This window comes from Propionispora vibrioides (genome assembly GCF_900110485.1).
GTDB lineage: Bacteria > Bacillota > Negativicutes > Propionisporales > Propionisporaceae > Propionispora > Propionispora vibrioides.
Map to the genome: position 1 here is coordinate 1 of NZ_FODY01000036.1, position 16,850 is coordinate 16,850.

12 protein-coding genes and 1 rRNA gene are annotated in these 16,850 nt (G+C 50.5%); 12 read left to right on the plus strand and 1 reads right to left on the minus strand.

Annotated features, from left to right (window positions below; genetic code table 11):
• Positions 1–222: 222 nt before the first annotated feature.
• The 6 genes from rrf (at position 223) to BMW43_RS19340 (ending at position 7,380) form a co-directional block, all read left to right on the plus strand.
• Positions 223–339: ribosomal RNA gene (gene rrf / locus BMW43_RS19315) — 5S ribosomal RNA — on the plus strand.
• 866 nt (positions 340–1,205) lie between these two features.
• Positions 1,206–1,637: a peptidylprolyl isomerase gene (locus tag BMW43_RS19320; RefSeq protein WP_091751735.1), complete on the plus strand. Its 432-nt coding sequence runs from the start codon at positions 1,206–1,208 to the stop codon at positions 1,635–1,637.
• 114 nt (positions 1,638–1,751) lie between these two features.
• Positions 1,752–2,516, plus strand: a complete 765-nt coding sequence (locus BMW43_RS19325; protein WP_091751738.1) for a TSUP family transporter — start codon at positions 1,752–1,754, stop codon at positions 2,514–2,516.
• A gap of 252 nt (positions 2,517–2,768) precedes the next feature.
• On the plus strand, positions 2,769–4,700 hold the full coding sequence (locus BMW43_RS19330; protein ID WP_091751741.1) for a PrkA family serine protein kinase: 1,932 nt from the start codon (positions 2,769–2,771) through the stop codon (positions 4,698–4,700).
• A gap of 195 nt (positions 4,701–4,895) precedes the next feature.
• Positions 4,896–6,083, plus strand: a complete 1,188-nt coding sequence (yhbH, locus tag BMW43_RS19335) for a sporulation protein YhbH (RefSeq protein ID WP_091751744.1) — start codon at positions 4,896–4,898, stop codon at positions 6,081–6,083.
• On the plus strand, positions 6,076–7,380 hold the full coding sequence (locus BMW43_RS19340; RefSeq protein WP_091751747.1) for a SpoVR family protein: 1,305 nt from the start codon (positions 6,076–6,078) through the stop codon (positions 7,378–7,380). The genes yhbH and BMW43_RS19340 overlap by 8 nt, the downstream gene beginning before the upstream one ends.
• 269 nt (positions 7,381–7,649) lie before the next feature.
• Here the strand turns inward: BMW43_RS19340 and ytaF are convergent, their stop codons facing one another.
• Positions 7,650–8,288 carry a sporulation membrane protein YtaF gene (ytaF, locus tag BMW43_RS19345; protein WP_091751750.1) on the minus strand — a complete coding sequence of 213 codons (639 nt, stop codon included), beginning with the start codon at positions 8,286–8,288 and terminating at the stop codon, positions 7,650–7,652.
• A 180-nt stretch (positions 8,289–8,468) separates the two neighbouring features.
• On the opposite strand from ytaF, the gene gyrA reads away from it, so the two are divergent.
• The 6 genes from gyrA to BMW43_RS19375 all read left to right on the plus strand — a co-directional run bounded on the left by gyrA (position 8,469) and on the right by BMW43_RS19375 (position 16,704).
• The gene (gyrA, locus tag BMW43_RS19350; RefSeq protein ID WP_091751753.1) at positions 8,469–10,904 is read left to right on the plus strand and encodes a DNA gyrase subunit A; all 2,436 of its coding nucleotides are present in this window, start codon (positions 8,469–8,471) and stop codon (positions 10,902–10,904) included.
• 86 nt (positions 10,905–10,990) lie between these two features.
• Positions 10,991–11,401, plus strand: coding sequence for a VOC family protein (locus BMW43_RS19355; protein WP_091751756.1), 411 nt, complete (start codon positions 10,991–10,993; stop codon positions 11,399–11,401).
• Between the two features lie 22 nt (positions 11,402–11,423).
• Positions 11,424–12,593, plus strand: coding sequence for a MalY/PatB family protein (locus BMW43_RS19360; RefSeq protein ID WP_091751759.1), 1,170 nt, complete (start codon positions 11,424–11,426; stop codon positions 12,591–12,593).
• A gap of 202 nt (positions 12,594–12,795) precedes the next feature.
• On the plus strand, positions 12,796–14,697 hold the full coding sequence (locus BMW43_RS19365) for a sigma-54-dependent Fis family transcriptional regulator (RefSeq protein WP_091751762.1): 1,902 nt from the start codon (positions 12,796–12,798) through the stop codon (positions 14,695–14,697).
• A gap of 67 nt (positions 14,698–14,764) precedes the next feature.
• Positions 14,765–15,415, plus strand: a complete 651-nt coding sequence (trmB, locus tag BMW43_RS19370; protein WP_091751765.1) for a tRNA (guanosine(46)-N7)-methyltransferase TrmB — start codon at positions 14,765–14,767, stop codon at positions 15,413–15,415.
• 65 nt (positions 15,416–15,480) lie between these two features.
• On the plus strand, positions 15,481–16,704 hold the full coding sequence (locus BMW43_RS19375; RefSeq protein WP_091751768.1) for a DUF2935 domain-containing protein: 1,224 nt from the start codon (positions 15,481–15,483) through the stop codon (positions 16,702–16,704).
• The last annotated feature ends 146 nt before the right edge of the window (positions 16,705–16,850 follow it).

Genomic DNA, 16,850 nt, shown 5'->3' on the forward strand with positions numbered 1-16,850 from the left:
GGATAAGTGATGTGTTCTCTAGATCAATGTGCACTTTCTTCTGTGAAGTTTTCAGGGAATGAAGCCCGTAAGGGAGAATTCACCTGAACAAATATATAGATTGTTCAGCATGCTACAGATGCAAGGCGGAGCGAGGACGAGACGGGAGCTGTACTGGTAAGTACGCGGAAGGATCGCCCGGAGCGACAACGAAGCAGATGGGGCATGATCAACAATCGGATATCCAGTGACGATAGCTGTGGGGTCCCACCTGTTCCCATACCGAACACAGTAGTTAAGCCCACATACGTCGAAAGTACTTGGTTGGAAACGGCCCGGGAGGATAGATAGTTGCTGGTTAAGAGAAAGACACTCACCTTGGTGGGTGTTTTTTTGTTGTGCTTTGAGACTGGTTAACACATCAAGAAAGACCGGCGAGGGTCGTACCATAACAATGCAGGAGCGCTGTCGCTGACTTACGCTTATGTTAAGATACGACCCCCACCGGGTGGCAGTAGCTTATTTACTGCTTTCTAGCGCTTTATTGTAGAATAGTTTTACTTATAGCCATAAAATTCATCGGCTTGTGTCGTTCCTTACGGCCGTTACGGAAAAAGGCGGTCCGCAGGATGCCGGAAGGGGAAGCTTCCGTTAAGAAATCCGCTTGTTTGAGCGAAGCGAGTTTCGGATTTTAGGAAAGTTCCCCTTCCGGCAAGCCTTTTGGAGTGTCAGGCCTAGATTTTTTGCTCCCCTTTTGTATCATGACAAAAGGGGAATCAAACGGTTGGAGTCAGTTTATCTCATCAAGAAAGGCTGGAGAGGTTGGATTTTAGGAAGGTGCCGCTTCTTGCAAGTCTTTTGGAGTGTAGGCCTAGATTTTTTTGCCCCTTTTTGTATCATGACAAAAAGGGGAATAGATGGTTGGAGGCAGGTTATCTCATCAAGATAAGCCGGTGAGGGTTGTATCATAACAACGCGCCAACACTATCGCTGACTTACGCTTATGTTAAAGTACAACTCTACCGAATGACAGTAGTTTATTTACTGCTTTCTGGCACTTATCGTAGAATAGTTACTTATCTAGTTTGAAAACTATCCCCGTCTTATGTAAAAAGAGTAGTAAGAGATATTGCAACAACAGATAGTTGCAAAAAATGCTATGAAACTTCCCCTATAATGGTATAATAATAAAGAAACACAGTGATGAATCAAAGTGAGGGATATGTTTGAAAAAAGCAATCATTGAAATGGATGCCGGTCAAATTGTGATTGAACTGTTTGAGGGCGACGCACCTAAAACCGTGGCTAATTTTGAGAAGCTGATTAATGAAGAATTTTATGACGGTTTGACTTTCCATCGCGTAATTAAAGGTTTCGTGGCTCAGGGAGGTTGCCCTAACGGCAACGGTACCGGCGGCCCTGGCTATACTATTCCCTGTGAAACCAAGGGAAATCCCAAACGGCATGAACGTGGTTCTTTGTCGATGGCGCACCGCGGTCCGAATACGGGTGGCAGTCAGTTCTTTATCGTATACGAACCGCAGCCCCATTTGGATGGCGTACATACTGTCTTTGGCAAAGTAATTGAAGGCATGGATGTGGTTGACCAGATACAACCGGGCGATAAGATGAACAAGGTTACCGTAGTCGAAGCATAATTGCTTGAGGCTAGTGTCTGGGCAATTTTGTCAATGAATCTTGCTTGGTCGCAACAACTAATGACGTCGCTTGACGGCGTCATTTTTATTTTTTAAAAGTTGGGAGAGTGGCACATGGAATTTATTGACCCACAGATGTTATTGTTTTTATTGGCCGCCGGTTTTTGCGCCGCCTTTGTTGATTCCGTGGTGGGCGGTGGCGGCCTGATTTCGCTGCCGGCATTGCTGCTTACCGGTATGCCGCCCGGACTGGCGCTGGGGACGAATAAAATGGCCAGCGTCATGGGCAGTTTTACCAGTACACTTTCTTTTATGTTTTCGGGGAAAGTAAATTTTAAGTTAATCAAATATCTTTTTTTTATTGACTTCTTTGGGTCCATACTGGGTGTCTATACGGTACAGCATATTCCGCCTCATTTTTTGAAACCGTTGGTTGTTGTACTGCTGGTGGTGGTGACGGTATATACCTTGCTGCGTAAGGACTGGGGCGATATCTCTACCTATGGCGGTATCACGGCGAAGACGCTCTGGCTCAGCGGTGCAGCCGCTGGGTTGCTGGGCTTTTATGACGGTTTTTTCGGTCCCGGCACAGGGTCGTTTTTGATTTTTGCCTTTCTCATGCTGGGGTTTGATTTTGTTGTAGCGGCGGGAAATGCCAAGGCTTTAAATTTTGCCAGCAACATCGCCGCCGTCATTGCCTTTGCCTATTTTGGCTCCATTCGGTATTCCTATGGCATTGTAATGGGCTTGGCAATGATTCTGGGCGCACTGGCCGGTTCGCGTGTGGCGATTAAAAATGGGGCGGCTTTTGTCAAGCCGGTGTTTATTTTTATGTCGCTGCTGCTCATTGGTAAGCAAATTTGGGATGTGGCGCACTGATTAATCAAGAGAATATGACAGCAAGAAGGTTTCCCGCGGGCCGGGAGGCCTCTTTTTTTTGCAGTCAGACAAGCATGTCCGTCACAGAAAACCCGGCAAGGTCCTGCCGGAATGGTTGCCCGCCCTTTTCTCCGCTAATTAATAAGATGACTATCCTAAATCGGGCAAAACGGTAATACATTGTAGTATGGCTATGTGTTAGCATTCTACTTTGCCGCATAGAGACTCAATCAGGATGAGGAGGGTACTTCTGTGGTTGATTTTAATTTTGCGACGCTGATCAAAAAAGACCGGGAAGAACGGCAGTATGTACCGTTTACCGGAACGTTTCTGGAATATTTAAAGCTGGTTGCCGAAAATCCCAAGCACCATTCAATGCTGGCCCATCAGCGCATGTTCAATCTCCTGGTGGAGCCCGGCGTGGAGACAATCAAGACGGAGGAGCATCCACACTTAAAGCGCATCTATGGCAATGAAACCATTAAGCAATATGAATTTTTTAAACATGATTTTTTTGGCATTGACAACAGTATTATGAAAATCATGCGTTATTTCCACGCGGCAGCCATGAAGGGGGAAGAGTCGCGTCAGGTGCTGTATTTGGTTGGACCGGTCGGCGCCGGTAAGTCGTCGATCATGGAGGCGCTAAAACGGGCTTTGGAAGCAAGCCCGGATATTTACGTGTTGCAGGGCTGCCCGATGCGGGAAATGCCGCTGCACCTGATTCCAAAACACCTGCGACCTGTCTTTGAACGGGAGCTGGGCATCAAGGTGGAAGGCGATTTGTGCCCGGTATGCCGCTATCGTCTGAAACACGAATTTGGCGGGGAATATGAACGCTTTCCGGTTACGACGGCCGGGTTTTCAATACGTTCCCGCAAAGGGATCGGCGTAGTACCGCCAGTAGATCCGAACAATCAGGATACGTCGGTGCTGATCGGCTCGGTGGATATTTCCAAGCTGGATTTATACCCGGAGGATGATCCACGGGTACTGTCGTTAAATGGGGCGTTTAATGCCGGCAACCGGGGCATTGTGGAATTTATTGAGGTATTTAAGAATGAAGTCGAGTATTTGCACGCCATGATTACGGCCACACAGGAAAAGTCCATTCCCTCACCGGGCAAGGGAGCGATGATTTACTTTGACGGCATTATTTTGGCCCATTCCAATGAGGCGGAGTGGAATAAGTTTAAATCCGACCATACTAATGAAGCGATTTTGGACCGGATTGTCAAAGTAGAGGTGCCCTATTGCCTGCAGTTGGATGAGGAAGTGAAAATCTACCGAAAAGTCCTGAGAAACAGCAATTTTGATGCTCATATAGCGCCACATACCATCGAAATGGCCTCGATGTTTGCCATTTTGTCCCGTCTGGCGCCATCGGCCAAGGTGGACCCTCTGACCAAGCTGAAAATCTACAACGGAGAAGAAATTGTAGAAAAGGGCTCGACTAAAAAGGTGGATATCTTCGAGCTGAGGGAAGAGGCACAGCGGGAAGGGATGAGCGGAATTTCCACGCGTTTCATCATGAAGGCGCTGGATACGGCATTGTCTGAATCGGAAAACAATTGTATCAATCCCTTGGCTATTTTGGATACCATGGTGAAAGCCACCAAGGAAATGGCTGTTAACGAGGATGAGAGAAAACGCTATCTGGGCTTTTTGCAGGATACGATTAAGAAAGAGTACAATCTGATTATCGAAAAGGAGGTAACCAGAGCTTTCATTCATGGTTACCAGGAGCAGGCGGAGAGTCTGTTCAACAACTATCTTGACCATGCCGAAGCCTTTGTCAATGTCACCAAGCTGAAGGATCCAAACACCGGGGAAGAGCTGGAACCGGATATCAAGTTCCTGCAGTCCATCGAAGAGCAGATTGGCATTAGCGGTACGGCGGCGCTGGGCTTCCGGCAGGACGTTACTTCCTATATGTTTTCCATTTTGCGTAGTGGCGGACGGCTGGACTATAAAAGCTATGAACCACTCAAGGAAGCCATTGAGAAGAAGCTGACTTTTTCGGTTAAAGAGTTGTCACGGGTGGTCACCAAAGCCAGGGTCAGAGATAAAGAACAAGACAGCAAGTATAATGCCATGGTCGAGGAAATGAAACAGAACGGCTATTGTGATCACTGCTGCAATGTGATTTTAAAATATGCGGCCAATAATTTGTGGAAGGATTAGTACCTTGTCAGTTTTAAAACAGTAGGAGGATGGCGTGGCTATTTTTCGCAGCGCGAGGCGAAGGAAGGAGTCATACCGTTAGTATGCTGACTGACGACAACGAAGCGGTGCGGAAAATAGACCGCCAGTATTCACTGGATTAAGGCTGACAAGGTACTAGCAGCAATGCTGGCTGCTGAAACGGAGTGAAGGACGATGGCGGTATTCAAGGACGGGGGGACCGGTCATTCTGACCGGTCCGCATGGGATCGCAAGCGCCACCGGAAACTGATGGAGGATGCCATTAGAAGGAACCTGGGCGATATTATTGCGGAGGAAAGTATTATTGGGCAGAGCAAGGATAAAAAAATCAAAATACCGGTCAAGAGCATTAAAGAGTATCAGTTTATCTATGGAAAAGGCAATGACGGTGGCGCGTCGGGGGACGGTCAGGAAAAGAAGGGGCAGGTCATCGGCAAAGTGGTGGGACAAAACGGAACGGCCAGTGGCGGGCCGGGGGGCAGTGATCCCGGTGAGGAAATTTACGAAACGGAAATTACCATGGATGAAATTATCGGTTATATGTTCAATGAACTGCAGCTACCGGATATCGACAAGAAGAAGTACGGCCTTATTGAGGATGAATGCCGGATAAAGCGCAGCGGCTATCAGCCGAAGGGCATCCCGCCGCGGCTGGCGAAAAAGCGCACCGTTATTGAAAAAATAAAGCGCAAGCAAAGTTACCGGCGCAATCAAACGGCTGGAGCGGAACAAGCGATACCTCAGCGTATTCCTTTCCGGACCGAGGATCTTAGATATCACCGGGTAAAGGAGGAGCATAAGCGGCGCTCCAACGCGGTGGTCATTTGTATTATGGATACGTCCGGTTCGATGGACCAGACCAAGAAGTATCTGGCTCGCAGTTTTTATTTTCTGCTGTATCAGTTTGTCCGCTGGAAGTATGAACAGGTGGAGGTGGTGTTCATCGCCCACACCACGGAGGCCAAGGAAGTAAACGAATGGGAGTTTTTTCATCGCGGCGAGTCGGGCGGGACGGTTATCAGCAGCGGCTACGCCAAAGCACTGGAGGTCATTGAGGCAAGGTATAATCCGGCAGTGTGGAATATCTATGCCTTCCATTGCTCTGACGGTGACAATTGGGGCGACGACAATAACCGGGCCATCGGACTGGCCAAAGATTTGTGCGGGGTGTGCAACTTATTCGGTTACGGTGAAATTACCTTCACGCAAAGCTGGAACGTTACCATTCGCCGGGATTTTGAGCGGGCCATGCAGGAGCCGAATTTTGTGATGGCAACTATGAGCAAAAAAGAAGACATTTGGCCGGCTTTTAAAAAAATATTGGATAAACATGCGACGGCTGGAGGGAAGGAGCATGAATGATTACACGCTGCGCGAGCTGGAGGCGTGGGGGGACCGGATTGAAGAACTGGTCCGGTCGGCCGGCCTGGAGTGCTACGAGCAGTTTTTTGAAATATGCGATTATGAAGATATGCTGTGTTACGAAGCATATGCCGGCATGCCTTCCCACTATCCCCACTGGAGTTTCGGCAAGATGTATGAACGGCAGCGGACTTTTTATCAATATAATCTGGTGGGCCTTCCCTATGAAATGGTGATAAATTCCGATCCCTGCCTGGCCTATTTAATGCGGGACAATACGCTGGCGCTGCAGGTTTTGACAATGGCCCATGTATATGGGCACAATGATTTCTTTAAGAACAACCGCTTGTTTAAGGAATATACCCGGGCCGAGCTTACGGTGGAATTGTTTAAGAATCACGCTGACCGGGTACGCGGCTATATGGCCGATCCCTCTATCGGACCGGACCGGGTGGAGCGGATTCTTGATGCCGCTCATGCGCTGCGCTACCAACTGCAGCGTTTTGGCAAAAGAGAGCAAAAGCACGACAGGGAGCAACTGACAAAGGAAAGTGAACAGGATATTCCGGACCGTTTAAAGAATGACCTGCTAACGTTTTTGGCGGAACGGGGCAAGCTGACCGAGTGGGAACGGAACCTGGTCTACATAGTCCGGGATGAAACCTTCTATTTTTTACCTCAATTGGAGACCAAGATCATGAATGAGGGCTGGGCCAGCTTCTGGCACTACAAATTGTTAAACCGGCTGGCGTTGCCGCAAAGTCTGCATTGGGAATTTCTCCAGCGTCACAATCTGGTGGTGCGGCCCCATGCCAACCGGATCAATCCCTATTTTCTCGGGTTTAATATTTTCACTTATTTAGAGGAAACCTATGGGTTGGACTATATTTTTCAGGTCCGGACACAGGAACGGGATCAGTCGTTTCTGCGACGGTACCTGACCCGGGAATTATGCGAAAAGCTTTGCCTGTTCTCCTATACCGTACGGGGCAACGACATTGTTGTTAAAGAGGTTGGCGACGAGGAAGGCTGGAAGACGGTGCGGGACGATCTGGTTAAAGGAGTGGGACTGGGCTCTATTCCTTGTGTTGTTCCGTTGGCGGTGGAACGGGACCAGCTTGTCCTCGAACATGTTTTTGAGGGCTGGGAGCTGGATATTACCTATGCCAGGGAGACGCTGAAATATGTTGTTGATTTATGGGGCGGCCGGGTGAGTCTGAAGACGCAGTTGAGTGGCAAGGCGAAACGGCTGATTTGCAGTGAGGATAAGGTGGTATCGCTGATCGATGATATTTAAGGAACCACTGCTTTATTCGCAGCGCGCGGTCTGAAGAATCTTTTGCTGCCGGGCTGTGTCAGCCAAACCTTTGAAATAGCCTATCTTTGGATATTCCTTTCTTGCCAGGCGGAAGAATCCCGCATCAGGCCGACTAAATTACTAAATCAACGATTCCCTGGAGCAGCAGTGCATGAGGATATAGACAGAGCGGATCATAAAAACAACGAGGCTGCCAGGTTCAGTAAAGGGCAGTCTCGTTGTTTGCTGTTGCTCGGCCGTGAGATGCGTCAGCTCAGACGGAGCAGGCCGAGCAGAATTAAAATAATGCCGGGCAGGTAGGGGAAACGGCTTTTCAAAGCAGGGGAGACAAGCCGTTGGCAGGAGGCCAGACCCAGCAGGAGGGCACCCATTTGGACGCAGCCCATCAGCAGCGGCGTGTAGGCAGGCAGCGAATTCATCAGAGCGGCGGCGAAGGTGGCCACCATATTGTCGATACCCAAGGCCAGACCCAGGAAAACCGCTTCCAGCGCATTGATGCGGCTGGAATGATCCAAATCGGCAGTTTCCGGCTGAGCCATGATACTGATGACAATGCGGCCGATGGAGATGGTGAGCTTTCGCGCCGTAGGCTCCTGACTATTTTCATAGGACTTTACGTCTTTGGTCAGATATTCCTGGAACAGGCTGCAGAGTCCGATTAGGATGAGCAGTAAAGCTCCGGCCACGACGGCGAAATGGGGGTTCATAAAGTCGCCGACATAAGCGGCGCAGAAAACGGCGGCCACAGTGGAGACGGCAGTGATGCTGCCTACAATCAGGAGGGATACCGGCGGTATGCGGATATTTTTCAAGCCATAGGCCAAACCGGCAACAAAGCCGTCCAGACTCAGGGCCGTGGCCAATAGCAGTACATAAAATATGTTCATACTGTAGCCTCCCGGATGTGTCAGGATGATTGTGCTACTTGTTTTTCGTGCTATAGTATGCAAGGGAGCGTCGCTTGGTTACCAGGAAAATCGCAGGCGACAGGAGGTTTTTTTTGTCCTTATGGGGAAATATATGGTATAATAAAGTGTTAGCACACTGAGCGATGTCGAGGTGAGAATGTGGATTTTGGATTAGGCAAGGTTTTGCCGGTACGTATTGAAGATGAAATGAAAAATTCCTATATCGATTACGCGATGAGCGTTATTGTTATGCGGGCGCTGCCGGATGTCCGGGATGGTTTGAAACCGGTTCACCGCCGCATTTTATACGCGATGCATGAGGCCGGAATGGCGCCGAACAAACCGTATAAAAAATCGGCCCGTATTGTTGGGGAAGTATTGGGTAAGTATCATCCACACGGTGATTCTTCGGTATACGATGCGACGGTACGGATGGCGCAGGACTTTTCCATCCGCTATTTGCTGGTGGACGGGCATGGTAACTTCGGTTCGATTGACGGTGACTCGGCGGCGGCGATGCGGTATACTGAGGTGCGCATGTCGCGGGTGGCCGAGTCCATGCTGGAGGATATTGAGCGGGATACGGTCGATTTTGCTCCGAACTATGATGAGTCGTTAAAGGAGCCTACCGTTCTGCCGTCTAAGATTCCTAACCTGTTAGTGAACGGGTCGGCGGGGATCGCGGTCGGCATGGCCACCAACATACCGCCCCATAACCTGGGCGAAGTGGTGGACGGACTGATTATGATGATTGATAACCCCGAGGTAACCATCAATGAACTGATGATGGCGATCAAGGGGCCGGACTTTCCGACGGGCGCCTTGATCTTAGGCCGTGAGGGAATCCGCCAGGCCTATACAACCGGCCGGGGCGGCGTAAAAATGCGGGCCCAGTGCCGGATTGAGAAAATGGCCAACGGGAAAAACCGGATTTTGGTTACCGAGATTCCCTATCAGGTGAATAAGGCCAGACTGGTGGAGAAGATTGCCGAGTTGGTTCGCGACAAAGTGATTGACGGGGTTACCGATCTGCGGGATGAAAGTGACCGGAAAGGGATGCGGATCGTTATCGAACTGCGGCGGGATGTAAATGCCGATATTTTGCTTAATCAGTTGTACAAGCATACGCAGCTCCAGGAAACCTTCGGCATCATCATGCTGGCCCTTGTCGACAGACGGCCGCGGATTATGAATTTGCAGGAAATACTCTGGCACTATCTGGAACATCAAAAAGAAGTCATTGTCCGGCGGACACGGTTTGAACTGGCTAAAGCCAAGGCGAGGGCGCATATCCTGGAAGGGCTGAAAATCGCCCTGGATCACCTGGATGCGGTTATTACGACTATTCGCCAGTCTAAGACGGTGGACATCGCCAAGGAAGCGCTGATGACCGGCTTTGACTTAAGCGAAAAGCAGGCCCAGGCTATTCTGGACTTAAGACTCCAACGCTTGACCGGCCTGGAACGGGAAAAGATCGAGCAGGAGTACAAGGATATTTTGGAAACCATCGAATGGCTGGAGTCGGTATTGGCCGATGAGCATAAAGTTCTGGCGATTATTAAAGAAGAACTGCTGGATGTAAGAAAACGGTTTGCCGATGAACGGCGCACGGTGATTACCACCGATGTTTCCGAACTGAATATGGAAGATCTCATTGCCGAGGAAGATATTGTCCTGACCTTGACCCATGGCGGCTATATCAAGCGGCTGCCGGTGGACACCTACCGCAGTCAGAAGCGGGGCGGCAAGGGGGTAACCGGTATGGGCACCAAGGAAGAGGACTTCGTGGAGCATCTGTTTGTGACCACGACTCATAACAATGTGCTCTTCTTTACCAGCCGGGGCCGGGTGTATCAGTTGAAAGGCTATGAAATCCCGGAAGCCAGCCGTACGGCCAAGGGCACAGCCATCGTCAATATGCTGGCTTTAGAGCCGAATGAGAAGGTTACGGCCGTCATTCCGATTAAGGAATTTTCTGAACGAAAGTTCTTACTGATGGTCACCCGTAAGGGCATCGTCAAGAAAACCGAGTTGATGGAATTTGATACAACCCGCAAGGGTGGATTGATTGCTATCAACCTGGACGATGACGATGATTTGATCGGTGTAAAACTCACCGGCGGTGAGCATTATGTCATTATCGGCACCAAGGACGGTCTGGCCATCTATTTCCCGGAAACCAATGTCCGGGCCATGGGCCGGACGGCCCACGGCGTCAAAGGGATTACGCTGCATGACGGTGATAGTGTAGTGGGCATGGACACCGTCAAAAAGGACGGAGAACTGCTGACCGTTACCTCCGAGGGTTATGGCAAACGGACGCCGCTGGCGGAGTACCGCAACCAGTCCCGGGGCGGCAAAGGCGTCATTAACATTAAGGTGACGGAAAAGACAGGGCATGTTGTGGGCATTAAGGTGGTTAAACCGGGTCAGGAACTCATGCTGATTACGGGAGACGGCATTGTCATCCGTACGGAAATTGATGCAATTTCGGTGTTTAGCCGCAACGCCCAGGGCGTTAAGATCATGCGTACCGGCGAAACCGATACGGTGGTAGCCTTGGCAGTAGTTGAAAAAAAAGCGGATAATGAATAAAATAATATCCCGGCAGAGCCTGACCTGTTAAGGTTGGGCTTTGCCAGCATCACGGTGCAAATACATCTTTACTGGAGGCAGTTGCCATGCAGATCAAAAGGGTAGATTCGACCATCAGTACGTACAAACTACAGGAGTCAAGAGATTTCTATGTTAAGCATTTTGGCTTTGAGGTAGTATACGAGAGCGATTGGTATATCGAATTGTTGGCCAAGGGGCTGCCGACCGCGGGAATTAGCTTTGTGCTGGCCCAGCGGGAGGAGGGCGAGATTTTTAACGGTAAGGGCCTGATTATTTCTTTTGAGGTAGACGATGTGGACCGGGAGTTTTGGCGGCTTTCGGCCGAAGGGGTGGATATTTACCAGCCTATTCAGGAAAAACCCTGGGGTGAACGGAGCTTTGTCGTCAATGATCCCAATGGGGTGCACCTTTACATTTATAAACTAATTCCGGCCCAACCGGAATACCAAAAAATTTATGACGCCTACAAGAAATAACCCACAGAAAGGCGGAATACCGATGTCGGCTATTTTTGATGAGATGATTGACCGGCGGCGGACGAACTGCCGTAAATGGGATGCGGCCTGCCAGCTCTTCGGTAATGACGAAGTGCTGCCTATGTGGATTGCCGATATGGATTTTGCCGTGCCGGCGGCGGTGGCCAGGGCTGTACAAGAGCGGGCCGCCCATGAAATTTACGGCTATCCTCATAAGGAGGAGCGCTTTTATCGGGCCATCCAGAACTGGCTGCAGCACCGCCACGGCTGGCAGGTTCAGCCCGAGTGGATTTTAGGAAATCCCGGCGTTGTATCGGCTATCAGCACAGCCATTTTGGCCTTTACCGAACCGGGTGATAAAATTGTCATTCAGCCGCCGGTATATCCGCCGTTTTTTAGTTGTGTGACGAAAAATAACCGGCAACTGGTGGAAAATCCACTCCGCTTGGTCAACGGACAGTATCAGATGGATTTTGAGGATTTAACCGGCAAGTTGGACGGGGTAAAATTGCTGCTGTTGTGTAACCCTCATAATCCGGTAGGCCGGTCCTGGACCAGGGAGGAACTGCTGCGACTGGGGCAGCTTTGCGTAGAACGGGGCATCGTCATTGTATCTGATGAGATTCATGCCGATCTGGTTTTGCCCGGGGCTATTCATACGCCGATGGCGTCCTTGTCACCGGAGGTAGCTAGACTGACGGTCACTTGTATGGCGGCCAGTAAAACATTTAATGTAGCCGGCTTGTATACGTCGATTGCGCTGATTGCCGACCAGAAGCTACGGCAGCGGTTTAGCGGCGTCCTGGAGGCTCTCGATTTAAATGGTGGTAATCTCTTTGGTATTACCGCACTGATTGCTGCCTTTGAAGAGGGGGAGGCCTGGCTGGACGAGCTGCTCACTTACCTGGATGGTAATGTGCGTTATATGGTGGACTTTTTTGCCCGTCAGGTCGAGGGTATTACCCTGTCCCGACCGGAAGCTACCTATCTGGCCTGGCTGGATTGCCGGGAATTGCAGCTAAGTCAGGCCCGGCTGAAGAAGTTTTTTATTCAGGAAGCCAAGGTGGGCTTAAACGACGGCATGACCTTTGGCCGGGCAGGAGAAGGTTTTATGCGTTTAAATTACGGTTGTCCGCGAACAATACTGGAAGAAGGACTTGGCCGCATCGCGCAGGCAGTTCGGCTTCTTTAGGGAACCATTGATTAATTTAGCGGAGCTTTTTCCGTCTGGGTATGTCAGCAAAGCCTTGAAATAGCTGAGCTTCCTGCGGCTTTACTTTCTTGCCAGGCAAAAAAATCTCTCGCCAGGCCGATAGGCTCATTATATCTGCGGTTCCTTAGCGGCCGGCCGGTCCTTTTCCGATTGATTGATTATACCGTAATGGAGGTTTACTATGATTCGTGAGCGGCGGAGCAAGGGGAAATTAGAGTCTTATTATCATCAATTTGTGCACGAGGGAAAAATGGACCCCAATGTACATCCCTGGGTGGCGGAATCATGGCAGCGGAGTGCGGCCAATCAAATCGCCTATGAAACCATGCCCAGTTTAACGCGGCTGAGCAAGGCCGAACTGGCCGAGCGGCAGCAAAGTCATCAGACGGCCATTGAATATTTGCAGGGGCTATATCAGGATGTACAGGAACACTTTACCCGTTATAATTTAAGTTTATTGCTGCTGGACCATGAATGCTATGTACTGAAAAGCTATGCCATGCCGTTTTTTCAAAAGACCCCGGGCGAGGTAGCCGGTGCCAGGCTGACGGAAGAGGACATCGGTACCTCGAGTATTAGCATTGCCTATGAGCATCAAGTTCCGTTCCTGCTGTTTGGGCCGGAAATGTGGATTGAGGAATGCCAGACCGGAGATGCTTTCTCGGCGCCGATTATTCTGGGCGGTCAGACCCGGTATCTTTTGACTCTGATTTCGGCGGAGCGGGAAGCCTTGCCGTATAGCTCAGTGGCAGCACTGATGTTCAGCATGAAATATGCGATGGAAAAACACCTGGATATGCAGGCTAAACTGGTGGCCTGCCAGGCGATTTTGGATGCCGTGCCTTTGGCGGTATACCATATTGAGCCGGGCGGGGAGGTTACTTATGCCAACAAGCTGGGCGAAGAACGGCTGGAAGCGGCCGGTGCGCCACACAAACGGCCCAGCCTGAACGAGGTCGTCCTTAATTACCGTCATACGCCGTTGTACCGGGGCTTTCTGGGCATCCCCTCCTACAACAAGGAGGTCACCTGGATTACACCCACCAAGACCTACGAGGATATTACCACGGTGGTTCCCTTGTATGGGCTGGATAAAGAAGTTGACAGCGTCCTGGCAGTTTCCCTGCCGATCGAGGATCTGCGGAATATGGTGGCCCATGCGGTGGGCTATACTGCCAGGTACAGTCTGGCCAGCATGGTAGGGGAAGATGAGGCCTTTGTCAGTTTGAAGGATAAAGCTGCCCGCATCGCCCGCTCCGGGCAAGCGGTGTTGCTGCAGGGAGAACCGGGCTCCGGCAAACAACGGCTGGCTCATGGCATTCATCAGGCCAGCCCGCGGGCCGGCGGTCCGCTGATTACACTGAAATGCGGCGATATGCCGCCGGAAATGCTGGAGGATGAACTGTTTGGCGTCAATATTTCGGCCGAGGAAAGCCGTACCGGCAAGCTGGAACTGGCCAATGGCGGTACGCTTTTTTTGGACGAGGTGGAAAAACTACCGCTTCATACGGCGGTCAGGCTGGCGGAATCGCTGGAGCACCGGCGATTGACCCGCATTGGCGAGGAGGTTCTCCGGCCGATTGATGTGCGGATTATTGCGGCCTGCGACAGTGACTTGAAACGGCTTAGCGAAAAGGGGATTTTTTCGGAAAGCCTGTATAAATTAGTTTCCAAATCGATTATCCGGATGATGCCGTTGCGGGCCAGAAAGGATGACATTCCGGTGCTGGCGCGGCACATCATGGCTGAAATCGCTGGGCAGCACCGCATGACTCCCAAGGAACTGGCGCCGGAGGCTGCCGAATTCCTGATGTCGTACGACTGGCCGGGCAATGTGAAGCAACTGCAGGGTGTGGTGGAGCAGGCTTTCTTCAACACGCCGGGGGAAACCATCATGCCGGCGAATATCAACCTGCCGGGCAATAAGAGTCTGGCGGCGGCCACCTGGAAGGAAGACCGGGAAGTATTCATCGAAGCATGGAAATCGGCCGGCGGCAATATCAGCCGTTTAGCCAACATGCTGAACGTCAGCCGGGTTACCTTGTACAGATATCTGAAAAAATACGGATTAGAAAAAGACTAGTTCCCCTAGACCTCTTCGAAGAGGTCTAATAAGCGGTAATAGATGCGACAGATGAGGTGAGCGGTAGATGAGACTCAGGCGAAAGCCCTGGATTGATGAAGCAATCAAAGATTATGAGGATATCGTACGGTTTGGTCCGTTAGAGGAGTTGGCCGGCTGCTGGCAGACGGAATTTGGCCGGACAGCGCCGCTTTATGTGGAACTGGGAACCGGTAAGGGCCGGTTTATTTCTGAACTGGCCGAGCGTCACCGGGACATTAATTTTATCGGCATTGAAGCGCAGCAGGATGTGCTATTTTACGCTGCACGGAAAGTTCGCGATAAAGGGTTGACCAATGTGAGGCTGCTGGTGTTTGATATCAACGGCATTACCAACATTTTTGCTCCCGGTGAGGTAGACCGGTTTTATATCAATTTCTGCGACCCCTGGCCTAAGGCGCGTCATGCCAAACGGCGGCTCACGTACCGTGGCTTTCTGGAAAAGTATAGAAGCCTACTAAAGACGGACGGTGAGCTTCACTTTAAAACTGACAACCGGACACTGTTTGATTTTTCGTTGGAGGAATTCCGGGAGAGCGGCCTGCGGTTACGTAATGTCACTTATGATCTTCACGCCGAGGGTGCGCCTGGCCGGAGCGAGAACATTATGACCGAATACGAAGAAAAATTCAGTGCTAAAGGTACAAAGATTAACCGGGCGGAAATATTATTTTCATGACCATCCGGGCGGGATGCGGCATACACTGTAATAGTCCATACTTTGTCGGATAGGAGAGTGTTTTTATGTCGCGTCAACCATCGTCCCGCACGGTTCCCCAGCCGCTGGAGCCCTTGAACGTGGAGGAGCTCAGGTTTTGGCTGACTATTATGAAAGAGCATGCTATCTTTATAAAAAACGGACTTCCCTGTGGCTGCACGGAATTGCGCGATGAGGCCCAGGCTTTTTGCGAAGAGTTTACCATGCTGCTGGAACGGACCAAGCATGCCCAAAGCGATAAAAAATTTAACGAACTGGTCAATGATGCAAAATGTACGGTAAAGGATTTTTGCAAATTTAAACGGGGTCTGCTCGAAGATATTCTTGTTTGTAAAATCCAGGGCCACAGTTATCCCCTGTTCATTGACCACATGGCGCGGGAGGCCGAATATGTTTTGATGCTGCTGGAGCAGATGAAGTCGGGGAAAATTCCTCTAACGACTGCGTCCAAAGCGCAAGAAACGTTATTCTGGCTGCGCCTGATGGCCGATCATACCAAATTCATTGTGCATCTTCTGGACCCCTCCGAGCGGATATTGATCTGCACGGCCGAGGAGTTTGCCCGCGAATTTGATGATCTGTACTTACAGGGCCGGGATTTTGGCAGCATGATGCACCTGTGCAAGGAAGTAAATTCCTTTAGGCGGTTCTTACGGGATGTACGGGCTGCAGTTATGCGGCTGCGTAATTTTAAAAAGGCTACCCATGATATGATTGTCGATTGCCGCCTGCTTGGTCTAATCCCAGCCGAGCTGGCCGATCATGTATACCGGGAGGCTGAGCACTTTTTAATGGTTCTGTCGCTGATGGATAAGGGAATTATGAAACATGTCCTGGAGCCCTGCGCCGACGGTTGTGCCGATTGGGAGAGTCTGCCGGAGGAACGGGAGGTCATCCAGACTGTCGAAGAGTCGGCTGCAGAGAACGAATTGGTCATGCCGGGAGAGTTCGGTGATTTGACTGAACGGGAAGAGGACCTGATTGTACCGGTGACAGAACCGGCAGCCGCGTTTGAGTTTGAACCGCCGTTACCGACTGCTGAGGAGCTGCCTGCCGACCCGTCGGCTGAAACCGAAAAACCGGCTGCTGCCGTTCAGTCGCCGGATAAGAAGACGAAACCTGTCACGGGGAAAACTAGCAAAACGGTTCATGCAAAAACCACGAAACAGGATCCTCCTCCGCCCCTGACGAAACCTAAGTATAAATGGGGCGACCGGTGGCCTAGAAAATTGGGGAAGGAAATCAAGTAGTCGTGAAGGGTCTAGGGCGTGTCTTCAAACTATCCGCAACGCTCCCTGACGGCGCTTTTTGTGCCATACTTCATTAAATTTTTTGAAATAGGGGCCGCTATTCCTGCAATTTTTGCTTGCCCTTTAGGGTATAATTCGTTTGGTTC

Bases quoted from the DNA above. Each gene is read 5' to 3' on its own strand.
- BMW43_RS19325 (WP_091751738.1), top strand. From the start codon at position 1,752: ATGGAATTTATTGACCCACAGATGTTATTGTTTTTATTGGCCGCCGGT.
- yhbH (WP_091751744.1), top strand. From the start codon at position 4,896: ATGGCGGTATTCAAGGACGGGGGGACCGGTCATTCTGACCGGTCCGCA.
- BMW43_RS19340 (WP_091751747.1), top strand. From the start codon at position 6,076: ATGAATGATTACACGCTGCGCGAGCTGGAGGCGTGGGGGGACCGGATT.
- ytaF (WP_091751750.1), bottom strand. From the start codon at position 8,288: ATGAACATATTTTATGTACTGCTATTGGCCACGGCCCTGAGTCTGGAC.
- BMW43_RS19355 (WP_091751756.1), top strand. From the start codon at position 10,991: ATGCAGATCAAAAGGGTAGATTCGACCATCAGTACGTACAAACTACAG.
- BMW43_RS19360 (WP_091751759.1), top strand. From the start codon at position 11,424: ATGTCGGCTATTTTTGATGAGATGATTGACCGGCGGCGGACGAACTGC.
- BMW43_RS19365 (WP_091751762.1), top strand. From the start codon at position 12,796: ATGATTCGTGAGCGGCGGAGCAAGGGGAAATTAGAGTCTTATTATCAT.
- trmB (WP_091751765.1), top strand. From the start codon at position 14,765: ATGAGACTCAGGCGAAAGCCCTGGATTGATGAAGCAATCAAAGATTAT.
- BMW43_RS19375 (WP_091751768.1), top strand. From the start codon at position 15,481: ATGTCGCGTCAACCATCGTCCCGCACGGTTCCCCAGCCGCTGGAGCCC.